At 63.1% G+C, this 19,436-nt stretch carries 20 protein-coding genes; 15 read left to right on the top strand and 5 right to left on the bottom strand.

What is annotated here, in order from left to right; translation table 11 throughout:
- Nucleotides 1-91 precede the first annotated feature (91 nt).
- Both ACERZ8_RS01100 and cueR read left to right on the top strand, forming a co-directional pair.
- Nucleotides 92-2,473 (top strand): heavy metal translocating P-type ATPase, encoded by a 2,382-nt coding sequence (locus ACERZ8_RS01100; RefSeq protein ID WP_407590284.1) that lies wholly within the window; start codon nucleotides 92-94, stop codon nucleotides 2,471-2,473.
- Nucleotides 2,470-2,865 carry a Cu(I)-responsive transcriptional regulator gene (gene cueR, locus ACERZ8_RS01095; protein WP_407590283.1) on the top strand — a complete coding sequence of 132 codons (396 nt, stop codon included), beginning with the start codon at nucleotides 2,470-2,472 and terminating at the stop codon, nucleotides 2,863-2,865. The genes ACERZ8_RS01100 and cueR overlap by 4 nt, the downstream gene beginning before the upstream one ends.
- A gap of 55 nt (nucleotides 2,866-2,920) precedes the next feature.
- Here cueR and ACERZ8_RS01090 read toward each other — a convergent pair whose 3' ends face one another.
- Nucleotides 2,921-3,496 (bottom strand): GcrA family cell cycle regulator, encoded by a 576-nt coding sequence (locus ACERZ8_RS01090; protein WP_407590282.1) that lies wholly within the window; start codon nucleotides 3,494-3,496, stop codon nucleotides 2,921-2,923.
- A gap of 90 nt (nucleotides 3,497-3,586) precedes the next feature.
- Nucleotides 3,587-4,492 (bottom strand): DMT family transporter, encoded by a 906-nt coding sequence (locus tag ACERZ8_RS01085; RefSeq protein WP_407590281.1) that lies wholly within the window; start codon nucleotides 4,490-4,492, stop codon nucleotides 3,587-3,589.
- A 243-nt stretch (nucleotides 4,493-4,735) separates the two neighbouring features.
- On the opposite strand from ACERZ8_RS01085, the gene ACERZ8_RS01080 reads away from it, so the two are divergent.
- The 4 genes from ACERZ8_RS01080 (at nucleotide 4,736) to gndA (ending at nucleotide 9,337) form a co-directional block, all read left to right on the top strand.
- Nucleotides 4,736-5,908 (top strand): aspartate aminotransferase family protein, encoded by a 1,173-nt coding sequence (locus ACERZ8_RS01080; RefSeq protein ID WP_407590280.1) that lies wholly within the window; start codon nucleotides 4,736-4,738, stop codon nucleotides 5,906-5,908.
- A 76-nt stretch (nucleotides 5,909-5,984) separates the two neighbouring features.
- Entirely contained in the window at nucleotides 5,985-6,890 is a 906-nt protein-coding gene (gene argF / locus ACERZ8_RS01075; RefSeq protein WP_407590279.1) for an ornithine carbamoyltransferase, read from the top strand.
- 4 nt (nucleotides 6,891-6,894) lie between these two features.
- Nucleotides 6,895-7,878, top strand: coding sequence for a 2-dehydropantoate 2-reductase (locus tag ACERZ8_RS01070; RefSeq protein ID WP_407590278.1), 984 nt, complete (start codon nucleotides 6,895-6,897; stop codon nucleotides 7,876-7,878).
- 61 nt (nucleotides 7,879-7,939) lie between these two features.
- Nucleotides 7,940-9,337, top strand: coding sequence for an NADP-dependent phosphogluconate dehydrogenase (gene gndA / locus ACERZ8_RS01065; protein WP_407590277.1), 1,398 nt, complete (start codon nucleotides 7,940-7,942; stop codon nucleotides 9,335-9,337).
- Nucleotides 9,338-9,540: 203 nt separating this feature from the next.
- Here gndA and hrpB read toward each other — a convergent pair whose 3' ends face one another.
- Nucleotides 9,541-11,949, bottom strand: coding sequence for an ATP-dependent helicase HrpB (gene hrpB / locus ACERZ8_RS01060; protein WP_407590276.1), 2,409 nt, complete (start codon nucleotides 11,947-11,949; stop codon nucleotides 9,541-9,543).
- Nucleotides 11,950-12,040: 91 nt separating this feature from the next.
- Here hrpB and meaB point away from each other — a divergent pair, with 91 nt between their 5' ends.
- From meaB to ACERZ8_RS01040, 4 genes are all read left to right on the top strand, one after another.
- Nucleotides 12,041-13,027, top strand: coding sequence for a methylmalonyl Co-A mutase-associated GTPase MeaB (gene meaB, locus ACERZ8_RS01055; RefSeq protein ID WP_407590275.1), 987 nt, complete (start codon nucleotides 12,041-12,043; stop codon nucleotides 13,025-13,027).
- A 143-nt stretch (nucleotides 13,028-13,170) separates the two neighbouring features.
- Entirely contained in the window at nucleotides 13,171-13,461 is a 291-nt protein-coding gene (rpmB, locus tag ACERZ8_RS01050) for a 50S ribosomal protein L28 (RefSeq protein WP_407590274.1), read from the top strand.
- 155 nt (nucleotides 13,462-13,616) lie between these two features.
- On the top strand, nucleotides 13,617-13,958 hold the full coding sequence (locus ACERZ8_RS01045; protein WP_407590273.1) for a hypothetical protein: 342 nt from the start codon (nucleotides 13,617-13,619) through the stop codon (nucleotides 13,956-13,958).
- Nucleotides 13,959-14,005: 47 nt separating this feature from the next.
- Nucleotides 14,006-14,488 (top strand): copper chaperone PCu(A)C, encoded by a 483-nt coding sequence (locus tag ACERZ8_RS01040; protein WP_407590272.1) that lies wholly within the window; start codon nucleotides 14,006-14,008, stop codon nucleotides 14,486-14,488.
- Nucleotides 14,489-14,508: 20 nt separating this feature from the next.
- Here the strand turns inward: ACERZ8_RS01040 and ACERZ8_RS01035 are convergent, their stop codons facing one another.
- On the bottom strand, nucleotides 14,509-15,207 hold the full coding sequence (locus ACERZ8_RS01035) for an NAD-dependent deacylase (RefSeq protein ID WP_407590271.1): 699 nt from the start codon (nucleotides 15,205-15,207) through the stop codon (nucleotides 14,509-14,511).
- 60 nt (nucleotides 15,208-15,267) lie between these two features.
- On the bottom strand, nucleotides 15,268-16,230 hold the full coding sequence (locus tag ACERZ8_RS01030; RefSeq protein ID WP_407590270.1) for a LysR family transcriptional regulator: 963 nt from the start codon (nucleotides 16,228-16,230) through the stop codon (nucleotides 15,268-15,270).
- 146 nt (nucleotides 16,231-16,376) lie between these two features.
- Here ACERZ8_RS01030 and ACERZ8_RS01025 point away from each other — a divergent pair, with 146 nt between their 5' ends.
- The 5 genes from ACERZ8_RS01025 (at nucleotide 16,377) to ACERZ8_RS01005 (ending at nucleotide 19,335) form a co-directional block, all read left to right on the top strand.
- Entirely contained in the window at nucleotides 16,377-17,267 is an 891-nt protein-coding gene (locus ACERZ8_RS01025) for a carbon-nitrogen hydrolase family protein (RefSeq protein ID WP_407590269.1), read from the top strand.
- A gap of 84 nt (nucleotides 17,268-17,351) precedes the next feature.
- Nucleotides 17,352-17,570, top strand: a complete 219-nt coding sequence (gene infA, locus ACERZ8_RS01020; RefSeq protein ID WP_005978431.1) for a translation initiation factor IF-1 — start codon at nucleotides 17,352-17,354, stop codon at nucleotides 17,568-17,570.
- Nucleotides 17,571-17,579: 9 nt separating this feature from the next.
- A complete protein-coding gene (locus tag ACERZ8_RS01015; RefSeq protein ID WP_407590268.1) occupies nucleotides 17,580-18,149 on the top strand; it encodes a Maf family protein in 570 nt (189 codons plus the stop codon).
- A complete protein-coding gene (locus ACERZ8_RS01010) occupies nucleotides 18,146-19,168 on the top strand; it encodes a ribonuclease E/G (protein ID WP_407590267.1) in 1,023 nt (340 codons plus the stop codon). The genes ACERZ8_RS01015 and ACERZ8_RS01010 overlap by 4 nt, the downstream gene beginning before the upstream one ends.
- Nucleotides 19,165-19,335, top strand: a complete 171-nt coding sequence (locus ACERZ8_RS01005) for a DNA gyrase inhibitor YacG (RefSeq protein WP_407590266.1) — start codon at nucleotides 19,165-19,167, stop codon at nucleotides 19,333-19,335. The genes ACERZ8_RS01010 and ACERZ8_RS01005 overlap by 4 nt, the downstream gene beginning before the upstream one ends.
- Nucleotides 19,336-19,436: the final 101 nt, after the last annotated feature.

Genomic DNA, 19,436 nt, shown 5'->3' with positions numbered 1-19,436 from the left:
CACGTACAACTCACACCTGCGTTGAACATTGTTTCAATCGGCAGTCTTGCGCCCTTGACCTTCCAGTGACGGGAACCCCTATGTAGGGCGCATGACAGCAACATCACTCTCTTTTGGCGTTTCGGGCTTGAATTGCGCGTCCTGTGTCGGGCGGGCCGAGGCGGCCTTGCAGGCCGTGCCGGGCGCGCGGGATGTGCGCGTCAATTTGGCCGATCACACCGCCCGGATCGCGGGCGTCAGCCCCGACGCCGCCCTGCGGGCACTGGATGCAGCGGGCTATCCCGCAAAGGTCACCCAGGTGCGTTGGGAGATACCTAACATGTCCTGCGCGTCCTGCGTGGCCCGGATCGAGGCTGCAGCCCTCGCCCAACCGGCCGTGTTGAAGGCCGAGGCGCGCCTGCCGACCCACGAGGTGTTCGCAGACGTCTTGGGTGATCCGGACGGACTGCGCGCAGCACTGGCGGCGGCTGGGTATCCACCGCGCCAAACCGTGCAGGATGCACCCGCCACGGACCCCGCTCAACCGCTGCTCAACCGGTTCCTGATCGCCGCTGCGCTGACCCTGCCTGTGTTTGTGCTGGAAATGGGCAGCCACATGATCCCCGGAATGCATCACTGGATTGCTGCCACCATCGGGATGTCCAACAGTCATGCGATCCAGCTTGGTCTGACTGCGCTGGTTCTGGCCGGACCGGGTGCAGGATTTTTCCAGCGCGGGGTGCCGGGTCTGCTCAAGGCCCGCCCGGATATGGATGCGCTCGTGGCACTGGGAGCGGGGGCTGCGTTCCTGTTTTCGGCGCTTGCCGTGCTTGCGCCGGGTGTTCTGCCGCCTGCCGGTGTCTATTTTGAAGCCGCAGCGGTGATCGTCACACTGATCCTGATGGGCCGCTGGCTTGAGGCGCGCGCCAAGGGCCATACCGGGGATGCGGTGCGCCGCCTGCTGGGCCTGCGCCCGGACACAGCCGAAGTCGAGCGCAACGGCCACTTTGAAACCGTGGCGCAGGCCGATGTGGGCGTCGGCGACATTCTGCGCGCGCGTCCGGGCGGGCGCATCGCGGTGGACGGTGAGGTGACGGGCGGGGAAACCTATGTCGATGAGGCGATGCTGACGGGCGAGCCGATCCCGGTCCTAAAGCGCAGCGGCGACGCCGTCAGTGCCGGCACGCTTACGACCACTGGCACGCTGACATATCGCGCCACCCATGTGGGGCGTGACACCGTGCTGGCCCGCATCACCGCCCTGACCGAAGCCGCCCAAGCGGCCCGCCTGCCGGTCGAAGCACTGGTGAACCGCATCACGGCTTGGTTTGTGCCTACCGTTCTGGTCATCGCAACACTTGCGTTTGTGACATGGTGGGCACTGGTGGGCCTTGGCCCGGCGGTGGTTGCAGGTGTGTCCGTCCTGATCATCGCCTGCCCGTGCGCGATGGGCCTCGCCACGCCGATGTCGATCATGGTCGGGACGGGTCGCGCGGCGGAACTGGGCGTGCTGTTTCACAAAGGGGCTGCACTTCAGCGATTGCAGGACGCCGCCGTGATCGCCTTTGACAAGACGGGCACCTTGACCCTTGGCGCGCCTGCTGTTGCCGACATGGCTGGGAAGGACACGGATTTGATGCTGCGCCTCGCGGCAGGGGTCGAACAGCACTCCGAACACCCCATCGCGCGCGCGATCACTGCAGCTGCCGGGGATGTGCCGAGCGACGTCACCGGGTTTGAGGCTGTGCTGGGGCTGGGTGCGCGGGCAGTTGTGGAGGGGAAGGACGTGATCATCGGGAACGTGGCCATGTTGGAACAGTCCGGTGTCGTGCCGTCGCCAGACTGGATTGCCCGGGCCGATGCATGGTCCATGACCGGCGCAACGGCGATCCATGTGGCCGTGGACACCACCCATGTCGGCGCCATTGCGATCAGTGATCAAATCCGTACGGGTGCGGCCGACACCGTCGCGCAGATCAAGGCAACGGGCCGCGCAGTCGCGATGATTTCGGGGGATGCGCAAATCACGGCTGAACATGTGGCGCAAAGCCTTGGGATCGACCACGTGGTTGCAGGGGTGCGCCCGGATGGCAAAGTGGCTGCCCTTGAGGCGCTGCGGGCCGCGCATGGGCCGGTCGCATTTGTGGGCGACGGGATCAATGATGCACCGGCACTTGCGGCGGCGGATGTGGGTCTGGCGGTCAACGGGGCCAATGATGCGGCCATCGAGGCGGCAGATGTGGTGATGATGTCGCCCGAACCGGGCGCCGTTCTGCGCGCGCTGAGCATCAGCGCAGACACTTTGCGCAACATCCGCCAGAACCTCGTCTGGGCATTCGGCTACAACGCTTTGCTGATCCCGGTGGCAGCCGGAGTGTTGGTGCCATTTGGCGGGCCGCAATTGTCACCGCCCCTGGCCGCCCTCGCGATGGCACTGTCATCCGTTTTCGTCGTGACAAACGCGCTGCGCCTGCGCGGGAAAGGGCGGACATGAACATCTCGCAAGCTGCACAGGCCACGGGTCTGCCAGCCAAAACCATCCGCTATTACGAAGAGATCGGGCTGATCCAACCGAACCGCAGCGCCAATGGCTATCGCACGTTTTCGCAAACCGCGCTGCACCAGCTCAACTTTCTGGCGCGCGCCCGGGCGCTTGGCTTTTCCATTGACGACTGCCGGTCGCTGCTGACGCTGTGGGAGGATCGCAGCCGCGCAAGCGCTGATGTGAGACGGATCGCGGCGGCGCACCTGAGCGAGATCGAGACCAAGATTGCCGATCTGACGGCCATGCGCGACACGCTCAGCCATCTGGTCAAGACCTGTCACGGCAATGACAGGCCCGACTGTCCTATTCTGAACACCCTGTCAGGCACGTCTTCTGACTGAAAATACCATGGGGGCAACGCCCCCTGAAACTTGTCGTGGCGCAGCCGCAATCGGATCAGCGGCGACGGTCCCGGCGCGAGGACATGGGCTGGAAGGCCACGCCCACATGGGCCTCGCAATAGGGTTTGCCTTGCTGCACAGGCAACCCGCAGAACCAGAAATTCTCGGTCGCCGGATCGCCCACGGGCCATTTGCAGGTCCGTTCGGTCAATTCCATCAGGCCGATCTTTTTCGACTTCTTTTCGACCTCGTTTACCTTGGCCAGCGCCTCGGGGCTGATTTCATTTGCCGAAGGTTGCGGGGGCAAAGGCTGGCCTGCCGGGATGATCTGCTTGCGGGCGGGCAGATTGGGTTTGGCCTGACCGGGTGGCACGGGCTTGATCGCAGGCTCGGTTTTCAGTTGGGGTTGCTTGGGCTTGGCCTCGGCCTTGGGGGCGGCGGGCTTGGCCTTGGCTTCGGCCTTGGCGGGGCTTGCCCCACTGCCTGCGCGGTTGGACAGTCCAAGCCGGTGCACCTTGCCGATCACGGCATTGCGGGTCACGCCGCCCAACTCCTTTGCGATCTGGCTGGCCGACTGGCCCTCGCCCCACATCTTTTTGAGAAGTTCAACGCGCTCGTCAGTCCAGGACATCGGCAGGCTTTCTTAGCTAAAAGGCGGCCCTGTCAGAGGGGCCGCCCGAAATTTCGTGTCAGCGCCTTATTCTAATGGCGCGCGCCAAAGTTACAAGGGAGCATGGTCAGGTTTGGGATGAACGCGGCGTCCCTCGCGCCATGCCAGCAACAGGGCCCCTGCGATAATGATGCTGGCACCCAGAATTGTCACGCTGTCCGGTACCACGCTGTAGAACAACACATCGTAAAGGGCTGCGAAAATCAGCGTGCCGTAGGTGAAGGGGGCCACGAAACTGGCATCCGCCCGCGCCATCGCGTTCACAAAGCAGGTTTGGGCGACGGCCATGGCACATCCCAGCGTTGCCATCAGCGCCCATTGCGCCGGCGTTGGCCAGATCCAGACCCACATCACCGCCACGCTTGCGATCCCGACTCCGATCGCATTGTTGACCAGCAGGATCGAAAACGGGTTCTCGCGCCGGGTCAGTTGTTTGATGATGGTCAGCTCGAACCCCAGAATGACGGCGGCCCCCAGCGCAAGCAGGGCTGCGGGCTGAAAGCTGTCGGGCGTGGGGCGCAGCAGGATCAGCGCACCGACAAGGGCGATCCCCGCCGCGCTCCAGCGCCATTTGCCCACTTTTTCGCCCAGCAGCGGAATGGCAAAGATCATGCCGAACACCGGGTTGAGGAACGAGATGGCCGTAGCATCCGCCAGCGGAATGTGCGCGACGCTCGCAAACATCAGCGTCAGCCCGGCCCAGCCGCCCAAGGTGCGCAGCACGTGCAGCGGCAGGTGAGGGCGTTGCAGGCCTGGGCGCAGGATCGCGGTGGCGATTGCAAACGTCAGAAAGGCAAAGAGAAACCGGCCAAATACGATCTGGAACGGGTGCATAGGCGCGCCAAATTGCGGCGTCGCAAGGGTCTTTGCGATAAGGGTCGTCGCGGCAATAAACGCGCAGGCCACCGCGATCAGCGCCGCGGCCAAGGCAGGGTTGTGAGTCTTGGCAGAGTACATGGCCTGCTCGTGCGCCTGAATGACTTGGGGCGCAAGCGAAAAGGGGTGGCGCTGGCAGCGGCCCTGCGCTAGGACGTCGCCATGATCAAAAACGGCGCCCTTCGACGACACGCCCGACGCAGCTAATCCTGCGACTGATCCCGCGTGCCTGCACGCACCACCCTTCCTCAATTTTGTTGACCCTGCCCCGTGGCTCATGCACCAACGCAAGGTGCCACAAGGCCTTTCAAAAGGATGATCCCGATGATCGATTCCGTTCTGCCGACCTATAACCGTGCCCCGTTCAGCTTTGTCAAAGGCGAAGGGGCCTGGCTGATCGAGGCGGATGGGCGACGCTTTCTGGATTTGGGCGCCGGAATCGCGGTGAACGCGCTGGGCCATGCCAACCCGGTGCTGACGGCCGCGCTGACAGAGCAGGCGGGCAGGCTGTGGCACACATCGAACCTGTACCAGATCCCGCAGCAGCAGGCGCTGGCGGACAAGCTTGTGGATGCGACCTTTGCCGACACCGTCTTTTTCACCAATTCTGGCACTGAGTCCTGCGAGTTGGCCGTCAAGATGGCCCGCAAGTACTGGCATGAAAAAGGCGATCCGGCCCGGACCGAGATCATCACCTTTTCGGGCAGTTTCCATGGCCGGTCTTCCGCAGGTATCGCGGCGGCGGGCTCAGAAAAGATGACAAGGGGTTTTGGCCCGTTGCTGCCCGGTTTCGTGCATGTGCCCTTTGGGGATCACGAGGCGATTGCGCCGTCGATCACGCATCACACGGCGGCGATCCTGATCGAACCGATCCAGGGCGAAGGCGGCATTATCCCGGTGCCCGATCAGTGCCTGAAGGGCTTGCGCGATATGTGCGACGAAAACGGTATCCTGCTGATCCTCGACGAAGTGCAATGCGGTGTGGGCCGCACGGGCAAGCTGTTTGCGCATGAGTGGGCCGGGATCGAACCTGACATCATGATGGTCGCCAAGGGCATCGGCGGCGGTTTTCCCCTGGGCTGTGTGCTGGCGACCGAAGAGGCCGCCAGCGGCATGAGCGCAGGCACGCACGGTTCGACCTACGGCGGCAACCCGTTGGGCTGTGCCGTTGGCAATGCGGTGATGGACGTGGTGAACACGCCCGAATTCCTGTCGGATGTGAACCGCAAGGCGGGCAGCCTGCGCCAAAAGCTCGAAGGGCTGATCGCCTCGCATCCCGACATCTTTGACAGCGTGCGCGGCCAGGGTCTGATGATCGGGCTGAAATGCAAGGCGACTAATACGGACGTGGTGCAGGCGGGTTATGATCAGCACGTGCTGACGGTTCCGGCCGCGGACAACACGATCCGTCTGTTGCCCCCGCTGACCATCACGGATGAAGAGATCGGCGAGGCTGTTGACCGCCTCGACAAAGCCGCCGCAAGCCTCGCCGCGTGATCCTTCTTTCCTTCAGGCAATCCTGTGGAGGCCTGGGCCAGACGGCCCCCGGCGCCCCCCTTTCAAGAGACACGATATGACGCATTTCCTCGACATCCATACAACAGACCCCGCCGATCTGCGGGCGATCATCGACACCGCACAATCCATCAAACAGGCCCGTGCCGGGCGGCCCAAAGGCATGCCTGACGATGATCAGCCATTGGCCGGGCACATGGTGGCCCTGATCTTTGAAAAACCATCGACCCGGACCCGCGTGTCCTTTGATGTGGGCGTCCGCCAGATGGGCGGACAGACGATGGTGCTGTCAGGCAGCGACATGCAGCTGGGACATGGCGAAACCATCGCTGACACGGCCCGCGTTCTGTCGCGCTATGTCGATCTGATCATGATCCGGACTTTTGAGGAGGCCACGCTGCTTGAGATGGCCGAACACGCCACGGTGCCGGTGATCAACGGGCTGACGAACCGCACGCATCCCTGCCAGATCATGGCGGACGTGATGACGTTCGAAGAACATCGCGGCCCGATCAAAGGCAAGAAGGTCGTCTGGTCCGGTGATGGCAACAACGTATTTGCGAGCTTTGCCCATGCGGCCAAGCAGTTCGAATTCGATCTGGTATTTACTGGCCCTGAACCGCTGGACCCCGAGCGCAGTCTGGACGGGCTATACACCACTGTGCGCAATCCGGACGAGGCTGTGGCGGGTGCCGATCTGGTGGTCACCGACACGTGGGTGTCAATGCACGATCCGCAATCCGCGCGCGAGCGTCGGCACAACCAGTTGCGTGGTTATCAGGTCAATGCCGATCTGATGGGCAAGGCCAAGTCCGACAGTCTTTTCATGCACTGTCTGCCTGCCCACCGCGATGACGAGGCGACGTCCGAAGTGATGGACGGCCCGCATTCGGTGATCTTTGACGAGGCCGAGAACCGTTTGCATGCGCAAAAGGCAATCATGCGCTGGTGTCTGGGTCTGTGACCGCATGAGCCAGCCCAGGGTCACCATTGCGGGCGCGGGCAGCATCGGCTGCTTTGTGGGTGGCGTGTTGCTGGACGGCGGCTTTGACGTGCGCTTTCTGGCGCGCCCGCGGGTGATCGATGCGCTGGCGCAGCATGGTCTGCACCTCACGGACTATGGTGGGCTTGATCTGCATCTGACGGACATCGTGGCGACAGACGATGCCGCTGCTGCGCTGACTGGGGCCGACGTGGTTCTGGTCTGTGTCAAATCCGGTGATACCGAGGCGATGGCCAAGGTGCTTGCCGCCCACGCGCCCGCAGCGCAGGTGATCAGCCTGCAAAACGGCGTGGCAAACGCAGGCATTCTGCGCGCTGTTCTGACCGGGGCTGACGTGCGCGCGGCCACTGTGCCATTCAACGTCGTTGCGCAATCACCCGGCCACTATCACCGCGCCACTTCGGGCGACATTCTGGTCGAGGCCGGGCCGCTGCCCGATCTGTCGCATCCGCATCAGCGGTGGATTTCGGTCGACAATATCGAGGCCGTGCAATGGGGCAAGCTGCTGATCAACCTTGGAAATGCAGTGAATGCGCTGGCCGATATGCCGTTGCTTGACCAATTGCAGGACCGCGCGTGGCGCCGCCTGATGGCAGATCAGATGGCAGAGGCGCTGCGGGTGCTGAAAGCGGCGGGGATTACGCCGGCCAAGACCGCTGCCGCACCGCCGCACCTTATTCCGCTTATTCTGCGCCTGCCGACACCGCTGTTCCGGGTGGTGGCGGCCAGTATGCTGACCATCGATGCACAGGCCCGTTCATCCATGTGGGATGATCTGAAACAAGGCCGCAAAACCGAAATCGAGGCACTTCAGGGCGCGATCCTGCAACTCGCGGATCGCTTTGGGCGGCGGGCGCCGCTGAATGCACGAATGCGCACCTTGATCCGCGCAGCCGAAGAGGCTGGCGATGGACCACCCGGCCTCAGCCCCCGCGAAATTCGGTCATAGGCTTGCACCCGGTTGCCCGCCATCTATGGTCACGGCAACAACTGGAAAAAGGGGCGGGGCAATGGCAGCGGATATCGGCGTTTACGGATTGGGGACCATGGGCAGCGCGCTGGCGCTGAACTTTGCCGAACAGGGGTTTGACGTCGCTGTGTCAAACCGTGAAACGGACTGGATCGGACCGTTTCTGAAGGAGGCTGAGGGGCTGGAAGGGTCGGTGTCCGGCCACGAGACGTTGGCGGAATTCGTCGACGCGATCAAAACCCCCCGCACGATCCTGTTCATGATCCCGTCCGGTGCTCCGATGGATGCGATGATTAAAGAGGTGCGCGTGCTGCTGGGCGAGGGCGATACGATCATCGACGGCGGCAACGCGGATTTCAACGACACACGCGCGCGCAACGAGGCCCTTGATGACACCGGGATCCACTTCGTCGGGATGGGCGTTTCGGGTGGTGCGGAAGGTGCACGCAACGGCCCCTCGATGATGGTCGGCGGCTCTGATCACGCGTGGGATCAGTTCCGCCCGATGGCCGAAGCCATTGCTGCGAAATTCGAAGGCGATCCGTGCGTGGCCCATGTCGGGCCTGACGGTGCGGGGCATTTCGTCAAGACCGTGCACAACGGGATCGAATATGCCGATATGCAAATGATTGCAGAGGTTTATGGCGTGCAGCGCGATATGGCAGGGATGCCTCCGTCAGAGATTGGTGCGATGTTTGGCCGATGGACGGACGGTCCGCTGGCCTCTTATCTGGTTGAGATTTCCCAGAGCGTGCTTGAGGCGGTGGATGGCGAAACCGGCAAGCCGATGATCGATGTGATCCTTGATGCCGCGGGGCAGAAGGGTACGGGCCGCTGGACCGTGGTTGAAGCGCTGAAGCTGGGGCAGTCGGCCTCGGCCATTGAGGCGGCCGTCGGCGCGCGCGGATGGTCGTCGCAAAAAGCGACACGGGTCGATGCCCAGGAACTGCTGGGCCACGGTACCCCGGCCGAGATGCTGCCAACCGAAGATGAACTGGCCGGTGCATTGCTGGCGGGCCGCATACTGGCCCACGCGCAGGGGTTTCGCGTTTTGGCAGCGGCCTCGGAACAGTTCGAATGGTCGCTGGACATGGCCCGCATCGCCGAGATCTGGCGGGCGGGGTGCATCATCCGCTCGGCCCTTCTGGATGAGTTTGCGGATGCGTTTCGCACCGAATTGCCACACGGCCACATGATCCTTGCCCCCGCGATGGTGGAGCGGATGCGCGCATCTGTGCCGTCCTTGCGCCGCGTGGTCGCTGCTGCGGCCCTTGCGGGCCAGCCGGTGCCTGCGCTGTCGGCGGCCCTGTCATGGCATGACAGCATGGCGCAGGGACGCGGTACTGCGGACATGATCCAGGGGTTGCGCGACTTTTTCGGGAATCACGGATTTGAACGTGTGGATCGCGAGGGGAGCCACCACGGGTCGTGGGCCTGAGGTCGCGGATTTTATGTGGGTGAATTGGCCAAACAGGCGGTACGCTCGCTCTACACCGGGTGGCCTGCGTGAGGTCTGGTCAGAGGTGCATGCGGTGATCCAATTGCCGCCTGACGGCGACGCCATTTTATAAGGGGCTTTGCCCGGGTCCTTCGGACCTCCCCAAGATTTTTGAATGAGAGAAGAAGGGAGCCCTGCGGGTGTTACTTTCGCGGTTTGGCGCGCAAGGTCGGGTCCGCCTCGGTCGGGTCTTCGGGCCAGGGGTGTTTGGGGTATTGTCCGCGCATGTCCTTGCGCACATCCTGGTAGGACGTTGCCCAGAACCTCGGCAGGTCCGACGTGATCTGGATCGGGCGCTGGGCGGGGGACAGCAACGTAACCTGTAATGGCGACTGCCCGACCATTGGATGCGTTGTGACCCCGAACATCTCTTGCAGGCGCACATTGATACCCGGTGTTGCCTCGTCATAGTCGATGGCGATCCTGCGCCCCAGAGGCGTTGTGAAATGCGCCGGGACAGCGCGGTCGAGCCGTTGCATGTTGTCCCAGCCCAGATGGGCTTGCAGCGCGGGCAGGATGTCGAAGGCTTTCCAATCGGCTGCGTTTCGCACGCCAGTAAGATGGGGCAGGAGCCAGTGGTCGAGCGTGTCGATAAGCGTGGCTTCGTCCAGGTCAGGAAAATCAGCGCCCATCAGCGCCGCTCGCGCCATCAGCCGACGCGCCCCGCGTGACGGTTTCAGCCCCAACTCGCGAATGCCATCGAGCATGGCCTGTGCGATGTCCTCATCCGGTGCATCGGGCCAGTGTTGATCCTCCAGAACCAGAGCACCGAAAGTCCGTTGCCTGCGCGCCAGCACGGCCCGGTCTCGTTTGGACCAGACGCACAGGTCTTTCCACGCGATCTGATCGCCGAACAGGGCGCCGAGTGAAGTGTCATCAAAGGCTGCGGCCTGCCTGATCCGCGCTTCGCGCGGGTCGCCGTCAAGGTCCGTGGCCACGATCAGACGGTGGCCGGACAGCGCATCGCCCTGCGGCAGGATCGCGCCCTTGCCCCCTGACAGCACATAGCGCGGGGCATCGCCCGTCCGGCGCAGGCCGATCCGGTCGGGATAGGCGAGGGCCGCCATCTCGCCCAGTGTCAGGTGCGGTTCGTCTTTCGTGCCGCGTTTCAGCCGCTTGGCTTCGTCCCTGATCCGCGCGATGGCCCCGCGATGCGCATCCGGAAAGCCGTTTGGATTGTCGATGGCCCGCAGGCGCAGGGCAAGGTCTGTGCCGCGATTGCGCAATGGGTCGCGTTCGGCCAGCAAGGCGGCCAGAGTTGCGGCCTGCCCACCGGCGCTCACCAGCATATGCGCAAGACGCGGGTGCAGGGGGCGGCGTGCGAGTGCCCGTCCGTGATCTGTGATGCGTAACTCCGCGTCGAGCGCGCCCAGCATCTGTAATAGGCTGCGCGCTTCGGCCAGTCGCCCTGCATGTGGCGGCGTGACAAAGCGCAGCGTGTCTGTGCCGCCCCACAGCGCCAGTTCCAGCGCGAAACCTGCGAGGTCTCCGCTGCTGATCTCGGGTGGTGGGAAAGCGGCCATCGCCCCGTCTTCGCCCTTGGTCCAGAGCTTGTAGGCGACACCGGGCGCGACCCGGCCTGCACGGCCCATCCGCTGTGTGGCCTCTGCGCGGGTGACCCGTTCGGTGACCAGCCGCGACATGCCAGAGGATGCATCGAACTGCGCGCGGCGTGAGCGCCCACCATCGACCACGATGCGGATGTCGGGAATCGTCAGCGAGGTTTCGGCGATGGACGTGGCCAACACAACCTTGCGTTTGTCCGACGGGGTGATTGCGGCGCGCTGTGCCTTGAAATCCATTGCCCCGAAAAGCGGATGCGCGGTTGTGCCATCAGGTAGGCGGGGCTCGATCAGGGCAAGGGTACGACGGATTTCCCCCTCACCGGGGAGGAAAGCGAGCAGGGAACCGTCGGCGGTGTGCAGCGCTTGCAGGATCAGGTCTGACATAGCGACCTCGAACCGTGTCTCTTTGGGCAGCGGTTTCGGCAGCCAGTGCGGCGTCACCTCAAAACTTTTGCCTGCGCTGGTCAGGATCGGTGCCTGCATGACGTCGGCGACAGGTTCGGCGTCCAATGTGGCGGACATGGCCAGCATGATCAGGTCGTCGCGCAGCGCTTCGGCGACTTCGAGGCAAAGGGCGAGGCCGAGATCCGCGTTGAGCGAGCGTTCGTGGAATTCGTCAAAGATCACCGCCCCGATGCCGGGCAAGTCGGGTGCGTCCTGCAACATCCGGGTCAGGATGCCTTCGGTGACGACCTCAATCCGGGTGTCTTTGCCGACGGCGGCGTCACCACGGATGCGATAGCCGACGGTTTGCCCGATTTTTTCGCTCAAGGTGGCGGCCATCCGGTCAGCGGCGGCGCGGGCGGCGAGGCGACGGGGTTCCAGCATCAGGATTTTGCCGCGTGTCAGCCCGGCATTCAGCATCGCAAGGGGCACGCGCGTGGTTTTACCCGCCCCGGGAGGCGCTTGCAGCACGGCGCGCCCTTTGTCGCGCAACGTGTCGATCAGGTCAGGCAGGATCACATCTATGGGGAGTGTGGCCGTCATGAGCGCGCTTATGGCCGAAGTGGTCGGCTGCGCCAACACTGGACATTTGCGCGCGCCTTTCCCACAACCAAAGCGACGAGGGGAGCAGGCGATGGACACCACCGATCTGGCAGCGCGGATTGCGCGCGGCGAACGCCGGGCATTGGCCCGTGGGATCACCTTGGTCGAAAGTGCGCGCGCCGATCATCAGGCGCAGGGGGCGGAGGTGATCGCAGCCCTGCCCCGTGAACGCCAGGCCCTGCGCATCGGCCTTTCGGGCACGCCGGGTGTGGGCAAGTCGACCTTTATCGAAGCCTTCGGGATGATGCTGATCACACAGGGCTTGCGCGTTGCAGTGTTGGCCGTTGATCCCAGCTCGACCCGGTCGGGTGGGTCCATTCTGGGGGACAAAACGCGGATGGATCGCCTCAGCCGGGAACCGGCCGCCTTTATCCGTCCTTCGCCCTCTCGCACGCATCTGGGCGGTGTGGCGCGGCGCACGCGCGAGGCGGTGGCCTTGTGTGAGGGCGCCGACTTTGACGTTGTGCTGATCGAAACCGTGGGCGTGGGGCAATCCGAGACGGTGGTGGCGCAGATGGCGGATGTGTTCCTTTTGCTGCTTGCACCGGCGGGCGGAGACGAATTGCAGGGGGTCAAGCGGGGGATCATGGAGATGGCGGACATGATCCTGATCAACAAGGCCGATGGCGATCTGAAGGCGGCTGCGACCCGCACCTGTGCCGATTATGCGGGTGCGTTGCGCCTGTTGCGCAAGCGTCCGCAGGATCCCGAAGGATTCCCGCGTGCGATGATGGTCTCGGCCTTGGCCGAAGAGGGGCTGGAGGCTGCATGGGCTGACATGCAGGGCCTTGTGGACTGGCGCCGTGCAGAAGGTTTTTTTGATGCGACCCGTGCTGCGCAGGCGCGGTACTGGTTCGAGGAAGAAGTGCGCGAGGCCCTTTTGGCCCAATTGCGTGACGCAGATGTACGCGATGCCATGGACGCCCTTGCCGCGCAGGTGGCAGAGGGCGCGCTGACTCCGGTCGTGGCGGCACGCGAACTGGTCCAAACCCACTTGCGCCGCAAGGACGCGGTTTGAAGCCCGTCCAGCGATTGTCTGGGGTTGACGCGGACGGACCTTGGGCCTAATCACGCGCAGACCAGATTCCCGGGTACTGCCTCGCGGTGCCCTTTTTATATTTGCGAAAGGTCTGCTTTCGCATCAGATGACGAGGACAAGCCATGTCGCGTGTATGCGAATTGACCGGTAAAGGCCCGATGACTGGCAACAATGTCAGCCACGCCAACAACAAGACACGTCGGCGCTTTCTGCCGAACCTGAACGATGTGACGCTGCAATCCGAAACACTGGGCCGCGGCGTGAAGATGCGGATTTCTGCCGCAGCCCTGCGCACAGTGGACCACCGTGGCGGTCTGGACAAGTTCTTGGCCAAAGCCAAGGACGCCGAACTGTCCGCCAGCGTGCTGAAGGTGAAGAAAGAGATCATGAAGGCGCAGGCCGCCAGCGCCTGAGCACTTTCTGACTGATGATCAAAGCCCCGTCTGTTCGGTCAGGCGGGGTTTTTTCGTATGTGCGGACCGCTTTGGCCCATTTGGTATCGTTCGCGCTGCCTGCGGGCCCAAGTGTCGCAGTTGAGCGTGGCAGGCCAATCGCATAGGCTTGCGCCATGATCCGACACCTGTTGTCCTTTGCGCTGTGCCTGATGCTGGTGGTGACAAGCCACGGCACAGGGATGGCGCGTGGCAGTGAGCGGGCCGTCGATCAGATGGTGATCTGCGCCGGCACTCAGACAAGCGTTGTCTATATCGACTCGGATGGCATGCCAACGCAGGCCCCGCATCATTGCCCTGATTGTGCCCTGCACGGGTTTGATGTGATCGCGATGGGCGCGGCTGATCTTGGACCGGCCCCTGTTTTTGCGCAGTTCACCGGGATGGCACCTGACCACGCTGTGTGCCTGAGCGTGCCGGGTCACGCCATGGCCCGCGCACCGCCGCGCCTGATCTGAGCCCAGCAGACCTCAATACACACTCAGATCAAGAAAAGGGGACACGCATGTCCTTGTCCAAACCATTGATGGCCCTTGCGGCCGCCACCTTCTTTGCCCTGCCCGCTGTTGCTGACAGCATCATGGTGAACGATCCATATGCCCGTGCCGCAAGCCCAGCGGCGAAGTCAGGGGCGGCCTTCATGACCTTGCATAATATGAGCGGAACGGATGACCGCCTGATTTCTGCACGGACCGACGCCGCCAAGCGGGTCGAGCTGCACACCCATGTCGAAACCGGTGACGGCATCATGCAGATGCGCGAAGTCGAGGAAGGCTTTGCCGTTGCCGCAGGTGAAACGATCACCCTGAAGCGTGGCGGTGAACATGTCATGCTGATGGGCCTGACCGGCCCGCTGGAACAGGGTGCCGACATCGAGTTGACGCTGGTCTTCGAAGAGGCGGGAGACGTCGTTGTCACCATTCCCGTCGACAATGAACGCGCGCCGCAAGCCGGGGCGCATGGAGGCCATTCAGACGTCTCGAATTAAATGCGCGGCATCCTCCGGCCTTACTGGCCGAGGATGTCCTCGACCCATGCCGGAACAGTGACCGACGCTTTGCCGGGGCGTGTCTCTTCGAAAAGTGCCACGGTTTCGGACGGGTCGAGGTTCATTTCGACCGTCCGTGCCCCGACATAAGAAGCCATCTGCACGAACCCCGCTGCCGGATACACGTTGCCCGAGGTGCCGATGGCGGCAAAGATGTCCGCTTTGGACAAAGCGTCCTCGATCCGGTCCATGTGATAGGGCATTTCGCCGAACCAGACGATGTCGGGTCGTGCGGTGGGTTCACTGCAGCGCGGGCAAGCTTCGCCCACCGTCATCTTCAACGGGGCGGACCAGCGATGGCTGCATGCCCCGCACAGGGCCGAGTCCAGTTGCCCGTGCATATGCACCACATCCCGGCTGCCTGCTTTTTCATGCAGGCTGTCTACGTTCTGGGTGACCAGCAGCACGTCGCCGTCGTATTCGGCCTGAAGGCGGGCAAGGGCTGTGTGACCCGCATTGGGTGTGGCGTCATGGGCCTGTGCGCGCCGCGTGTTGTAGAAGTCTACGACAAGCTGCGGGTTGCGCGCGAACGCTTCGGGCGTGGCCACGTCTTCGATCCGGTGCTGGGCCCACAGCCCGCCCTCGTCGCGAAAGGTGCCAAGGCCGCTTTCGGCAGAGATGCCTGCGCCGGTGAGGATGACGATTGAAGGGTGTGCCATGGGTGCCGCCTTTTGTTCTGCACACCATCTGATCAAGCGCGCGGTGCGCTGGCAAGGGGCTCAACCGTCGAGCAGGCGCAACTCTCCGGCCAGCCACGGCAGGTGGCCAAGGGCGGGGTCGATCATATGGGTCTGGATCAGGCGGCGCATTGTGGTGGCCACGTCCGTGGGCACATTCCCGGCCCAGTCCGCACTGGCATAAAGCGAAATCGTGCGTGAAAACGGGCTGAAGGGCAGGGGGTAGGCGTCGACCTCGTCGTGGAACCGCCCGGCCCGCATAAAGCCCAGCGGGGTGGTGACCGCCCAGCCAATGCCGCGCGCCACCATCGCCATAAGGGCCAAATGGCTGCCGATTTCAAAGCGGTCGGCAAGGTCCAGTTTTTGACGTGCCAGATGCGCCTCGATCTGGCGCGAGATCAATTGCTCGCGTTCATAGCGCAGGAACGGCAGTGACTTGAGGCTGGCAAGCAATTCATCACTCTTGGCGCGCCCTTTCGGAGTGACGAGAATGAACGGATCGCGCGCCAGCGGGTATTCCAGCACGGCGTCGCGCATCGTCCCGTCGCTGGCCGAAATCGCCATGTGCAGGCGCTTATCGGTGATGGCCTGCAGGATTTCATGGCTGGGGGCGGTGGCGAGGGTGAACTTGCACCGGGTCAAACTGTCGGCAAGGATGGTGACAAGTCGGGGCGTCAGGTCATTTTCGAAATCGTCAATCACGCCGATGGACAGGGCCGACAAGTGCGCCAGATCCATCACAGTCAGTTCGGATTGGGCAAGACGTAATTGGCTAAGCGCCGCCTCGGCCCGCGCGAGAAAGCTGTGACCCGCAGGGGTCAGCCGCATGGGACGCTTGCCATGGTCAATTAGGTCGGTGGCAAGCGCCGTTTCAAGGTTACGCAATTGCTGGCTGACCGCTGGCTGGCTGAGGCCGGTGGACGCGGCGGCCTGCGCGACAGATCCGGTTGCCGCCAGTGCCTCGAACACTTCGAGGCCGCGCAGCGTGACACCTTTGCTCAACATTTAAGGACCCTTCGTGCAGTTTTGCGTTTATTGAAACTGTGCTTGGGTTGCGTCAATAAGAAAATGGAAATCGTGGGTTCCATATTCGGATTTTGTGATGGTAGTCGCCTCTTGCCAGTCTGTGCTGTGCTGGGCATCATGGCCTTATGAAAGTCGCCACTGCCGCCTACCCGCTGGATGTTCTGCCCGATTGGGCCGCCTATGAAGACAAGTTGTCGGCCTGGGTTGATGAGGCCGCAGACCATGGTGCGGACCTGCTGGTGTTTCCGGAATACGGTGCGATGGAGCTGGCCACTCTGGCTGGTCTGGACGTCGCAGGTGATCTTGAAGCGTCGCTGCATGCTGTCGCTGAACGGCTTGGCGATGCAGATGCCCTACACGCGCATCTGGCAGCGACCTACGGCGTTCACATTCTTGCCGCGTCAGGCCCCGCAACAGATGCATTGCCGGACGGTGTCACGCGGCCCGTCAATCGCGCCCGACTGTTCACACCGACGGGCGCGCGGGCTGTTCAGGACAAGCAGATTATGACGCGGTTCGAGGCGGAAGTCTGGGATGTGGCGCCCGGCGGGCCATTGCAGCTGTTTGATACGGCCCTTGGAAAGATCGGCATACTGATCTGTTATGACAGCGAATTCCCGCTTCTGGGCCGTGCCCTGGCGGATGCCGACATCATTCTGGTGCCCTCGGTCACCGAAGCGATGACAGGCTATTCGCGCGTGCGCATCGGGGCACAGGCCCGCGCCCTCGAAAACCAATGCGTGACGGTGATGTCATCGATTGTGGGCGAAGCCCCATGGTCGCCCGCCGTCGACACAAGCACGGGGGCAGGTGGCATCTTTGGCCCGCCAGATCGCGGCTTTCCCGACACCGGCATCATCGCGCTGGGCGAACTGAACGTACCGGGCTGGGTTTACGGAGATGTCGATGTGGCTGCCATCGCCGAGGTCCGCCGGGATGGCGTGGTGCTGAACCGCCGCCATTGGGACCTGCAACAGGGTCGTGCCGATCCTGTCACAGTCACATCACTGGCTTGATTACCCCTTGAATTATGGCCCGCGCAGGCGCATTTAGTGGCGCGTCCGCGTCTCACGCGGGCCTGAGGTAATAAAGGAGAGACCATGGCCAAGGAAGATACGCTCGAATTTCCCGGTGTCGTAAAGGAACTCCTGCCCAATGCGACGTTTCGGGTCGAGCTTGAAAATGGCCATGAGATCATCGCACACACGGCAGGAAAAATGCGCAAGAACCGCATCCGCGTTCTGGCAGGCGACAAGGTACAGGTGGAAATGACCCCCTATGACCTGACCAAGGGCCGCATCAACTATCGGTTCAAGTAACTCTGATCCATGGCATTTGTGCTGGGATCAGGCAGCCCGAGACGGCTTGAGCTGCTCGGGCAATTGGGCATTGTGCCAGATGCCGTGCGCGCACCCGACATCGACGAAGACCCGCTGAAGGCTGAGCTGCCGCGCCCCTACTGCGCCCGCATGGCGCGGGAAAAGGTGGCTGCGGTCGCTGCCGAGCCGGATGACATCGTGCTCTGCGCCGACACCACGGTCGCCCTGGGCCGTCGTATCCTCGGCAAGCCGGCAGATGCAGACGAGGCACGTACGTTCCTCAAGGCCATGTCAGGCCGGCGTCATCGCGTGATCACTGCTGTTGCGGTGCGCAAGGGCGACCGCATCTGGGAAAAGGATGTCGTCAGCATTGTGCGGATGAAAGCTCTGTCCGCCCCCGAGATCGCCGCATATATCGCCACTGACGACTGGCGCGGCAAGGCAGGCGGCTATGGCATCCAAGGTCCTGCCGGGGCGTTAATTCCATGGATTTCGGGGTCTTTCACGGGCATTGTCGGGCTGCCCTTGGCCGAAACAGCGGGCCTCTTGCAGGCCGCAGGCATGAAGGTGTGGGCATGAAGGGCACTCAAATTTTGCTGGACCATATTGGCGAGCGCGAAGCAGCTGCGCTGATGGTGGACGGCCGCCTCAGCGATCTGTTGATCGACAGCGATGCCCCCCGTCCCGGCACCGTCTACCGCGCGGTGACGGATCGACCCGTGGCCGGGCAGGGTGGTATTTTTCTGCGAACGCCGGACGGTCAGGCCTATCTGCGCGGTGTGAAGGGCATTGGCGCTGGTGAAGTCGTTCAGGTGCAGGTCACAGGATATGCCGAACCCGGCAAAGCCATTCCGGTCACCCACAAACTGCTGTTCAAAAGCCGCTTTGCCATCGTCACACCTGATGCGCCGGGTTTGAACCTGTCGCGCAGCATTCGCGACGACGATCTGCGCGACGAACTGCTCGCTCTCGCCCATGACGGGATGGAGGGCAGCACAATGGGCCTCATCCTGCGCTCGGCTGCGGCGGAGGCCGATGCAGAAGATATCGCAGAAGATATCGAGGCGATGCGCGATCTCGCAGAACAGGTCACATCTGACAAAGGCACAGACCCCGAGACGCTTGCGCAGGGCGATGGTCCGCACGTGCTTGCCTGGCGCGATTGGGTTGGCCCGGCGGAGGTTGTAACGCAGCCGGGATGTTTCGAAAGTCACGGTGTTCTGGACGCCATTGACGCGGCGCAGGGCGTCCGTGTGCCACTTGGCGCAAGTGCGTCGATGTTCGTGGAAGAGACGCGCGCCCTTGTGGCTGTAGACGTCAACACAGGTGCCGACGGATCATTTGCCGCCGGGCTCAAGGCCAATATGGCCTGCGCCCGTGCATTGCCCGCCGCCCTGCGGGTGCGAGGGCTTGGCGGACAGATCACCATCGATCTCGCCCCGATGCCAAAGAAAGAACGGCGGACGTTTGAATCTGCCTTGCGCACTGCCTTGCGTGGCGATGACGTGGACACTGTGCTGGCCGGATGGACCCCCCTTGGTCATTTCGAGTTGCAACGCAAACGGGCGCGGCTGCCTCTGTCACGGTTGCTGTCATGAGTTGCCCCATCTGCCAGCGTAACACGGTTGTCGCCTATCGCCCGTTTTGCTCGCGCCGGTGCGCGGATGTCGATCTGGCGCGATGGGTCAACGGTGGATACGCGATCCCGTCCGAACGCGAGGAAGACAATGACATTGCGGAGAGTGAGGAGCCGACAACACACTGACATGCGTGATTTGCGACAGCGCGTGTAAATTTGTGTGTTTGGCTATGGACAGCGTTTGGTCTTCGTCCTATCACGCGTCCACCCAGAAGGCCCGCGCCTTC

The organism is Tateyamaria armeniaca (assembly GCF_045797845.1).
In the GTDB taxonomy this organism is placed as follows: Bacteria; Pseudomonadota; Alphaproteobacteria; order Rhodobacterales; family Rhodobacteraceae; genus Tateyamaria; species Tateyamaria armeniaca.
Note: the sequence above shows the minus strand (reverse complement) of the source record. Positions and strands in the feature narration are given on the sequence as shown.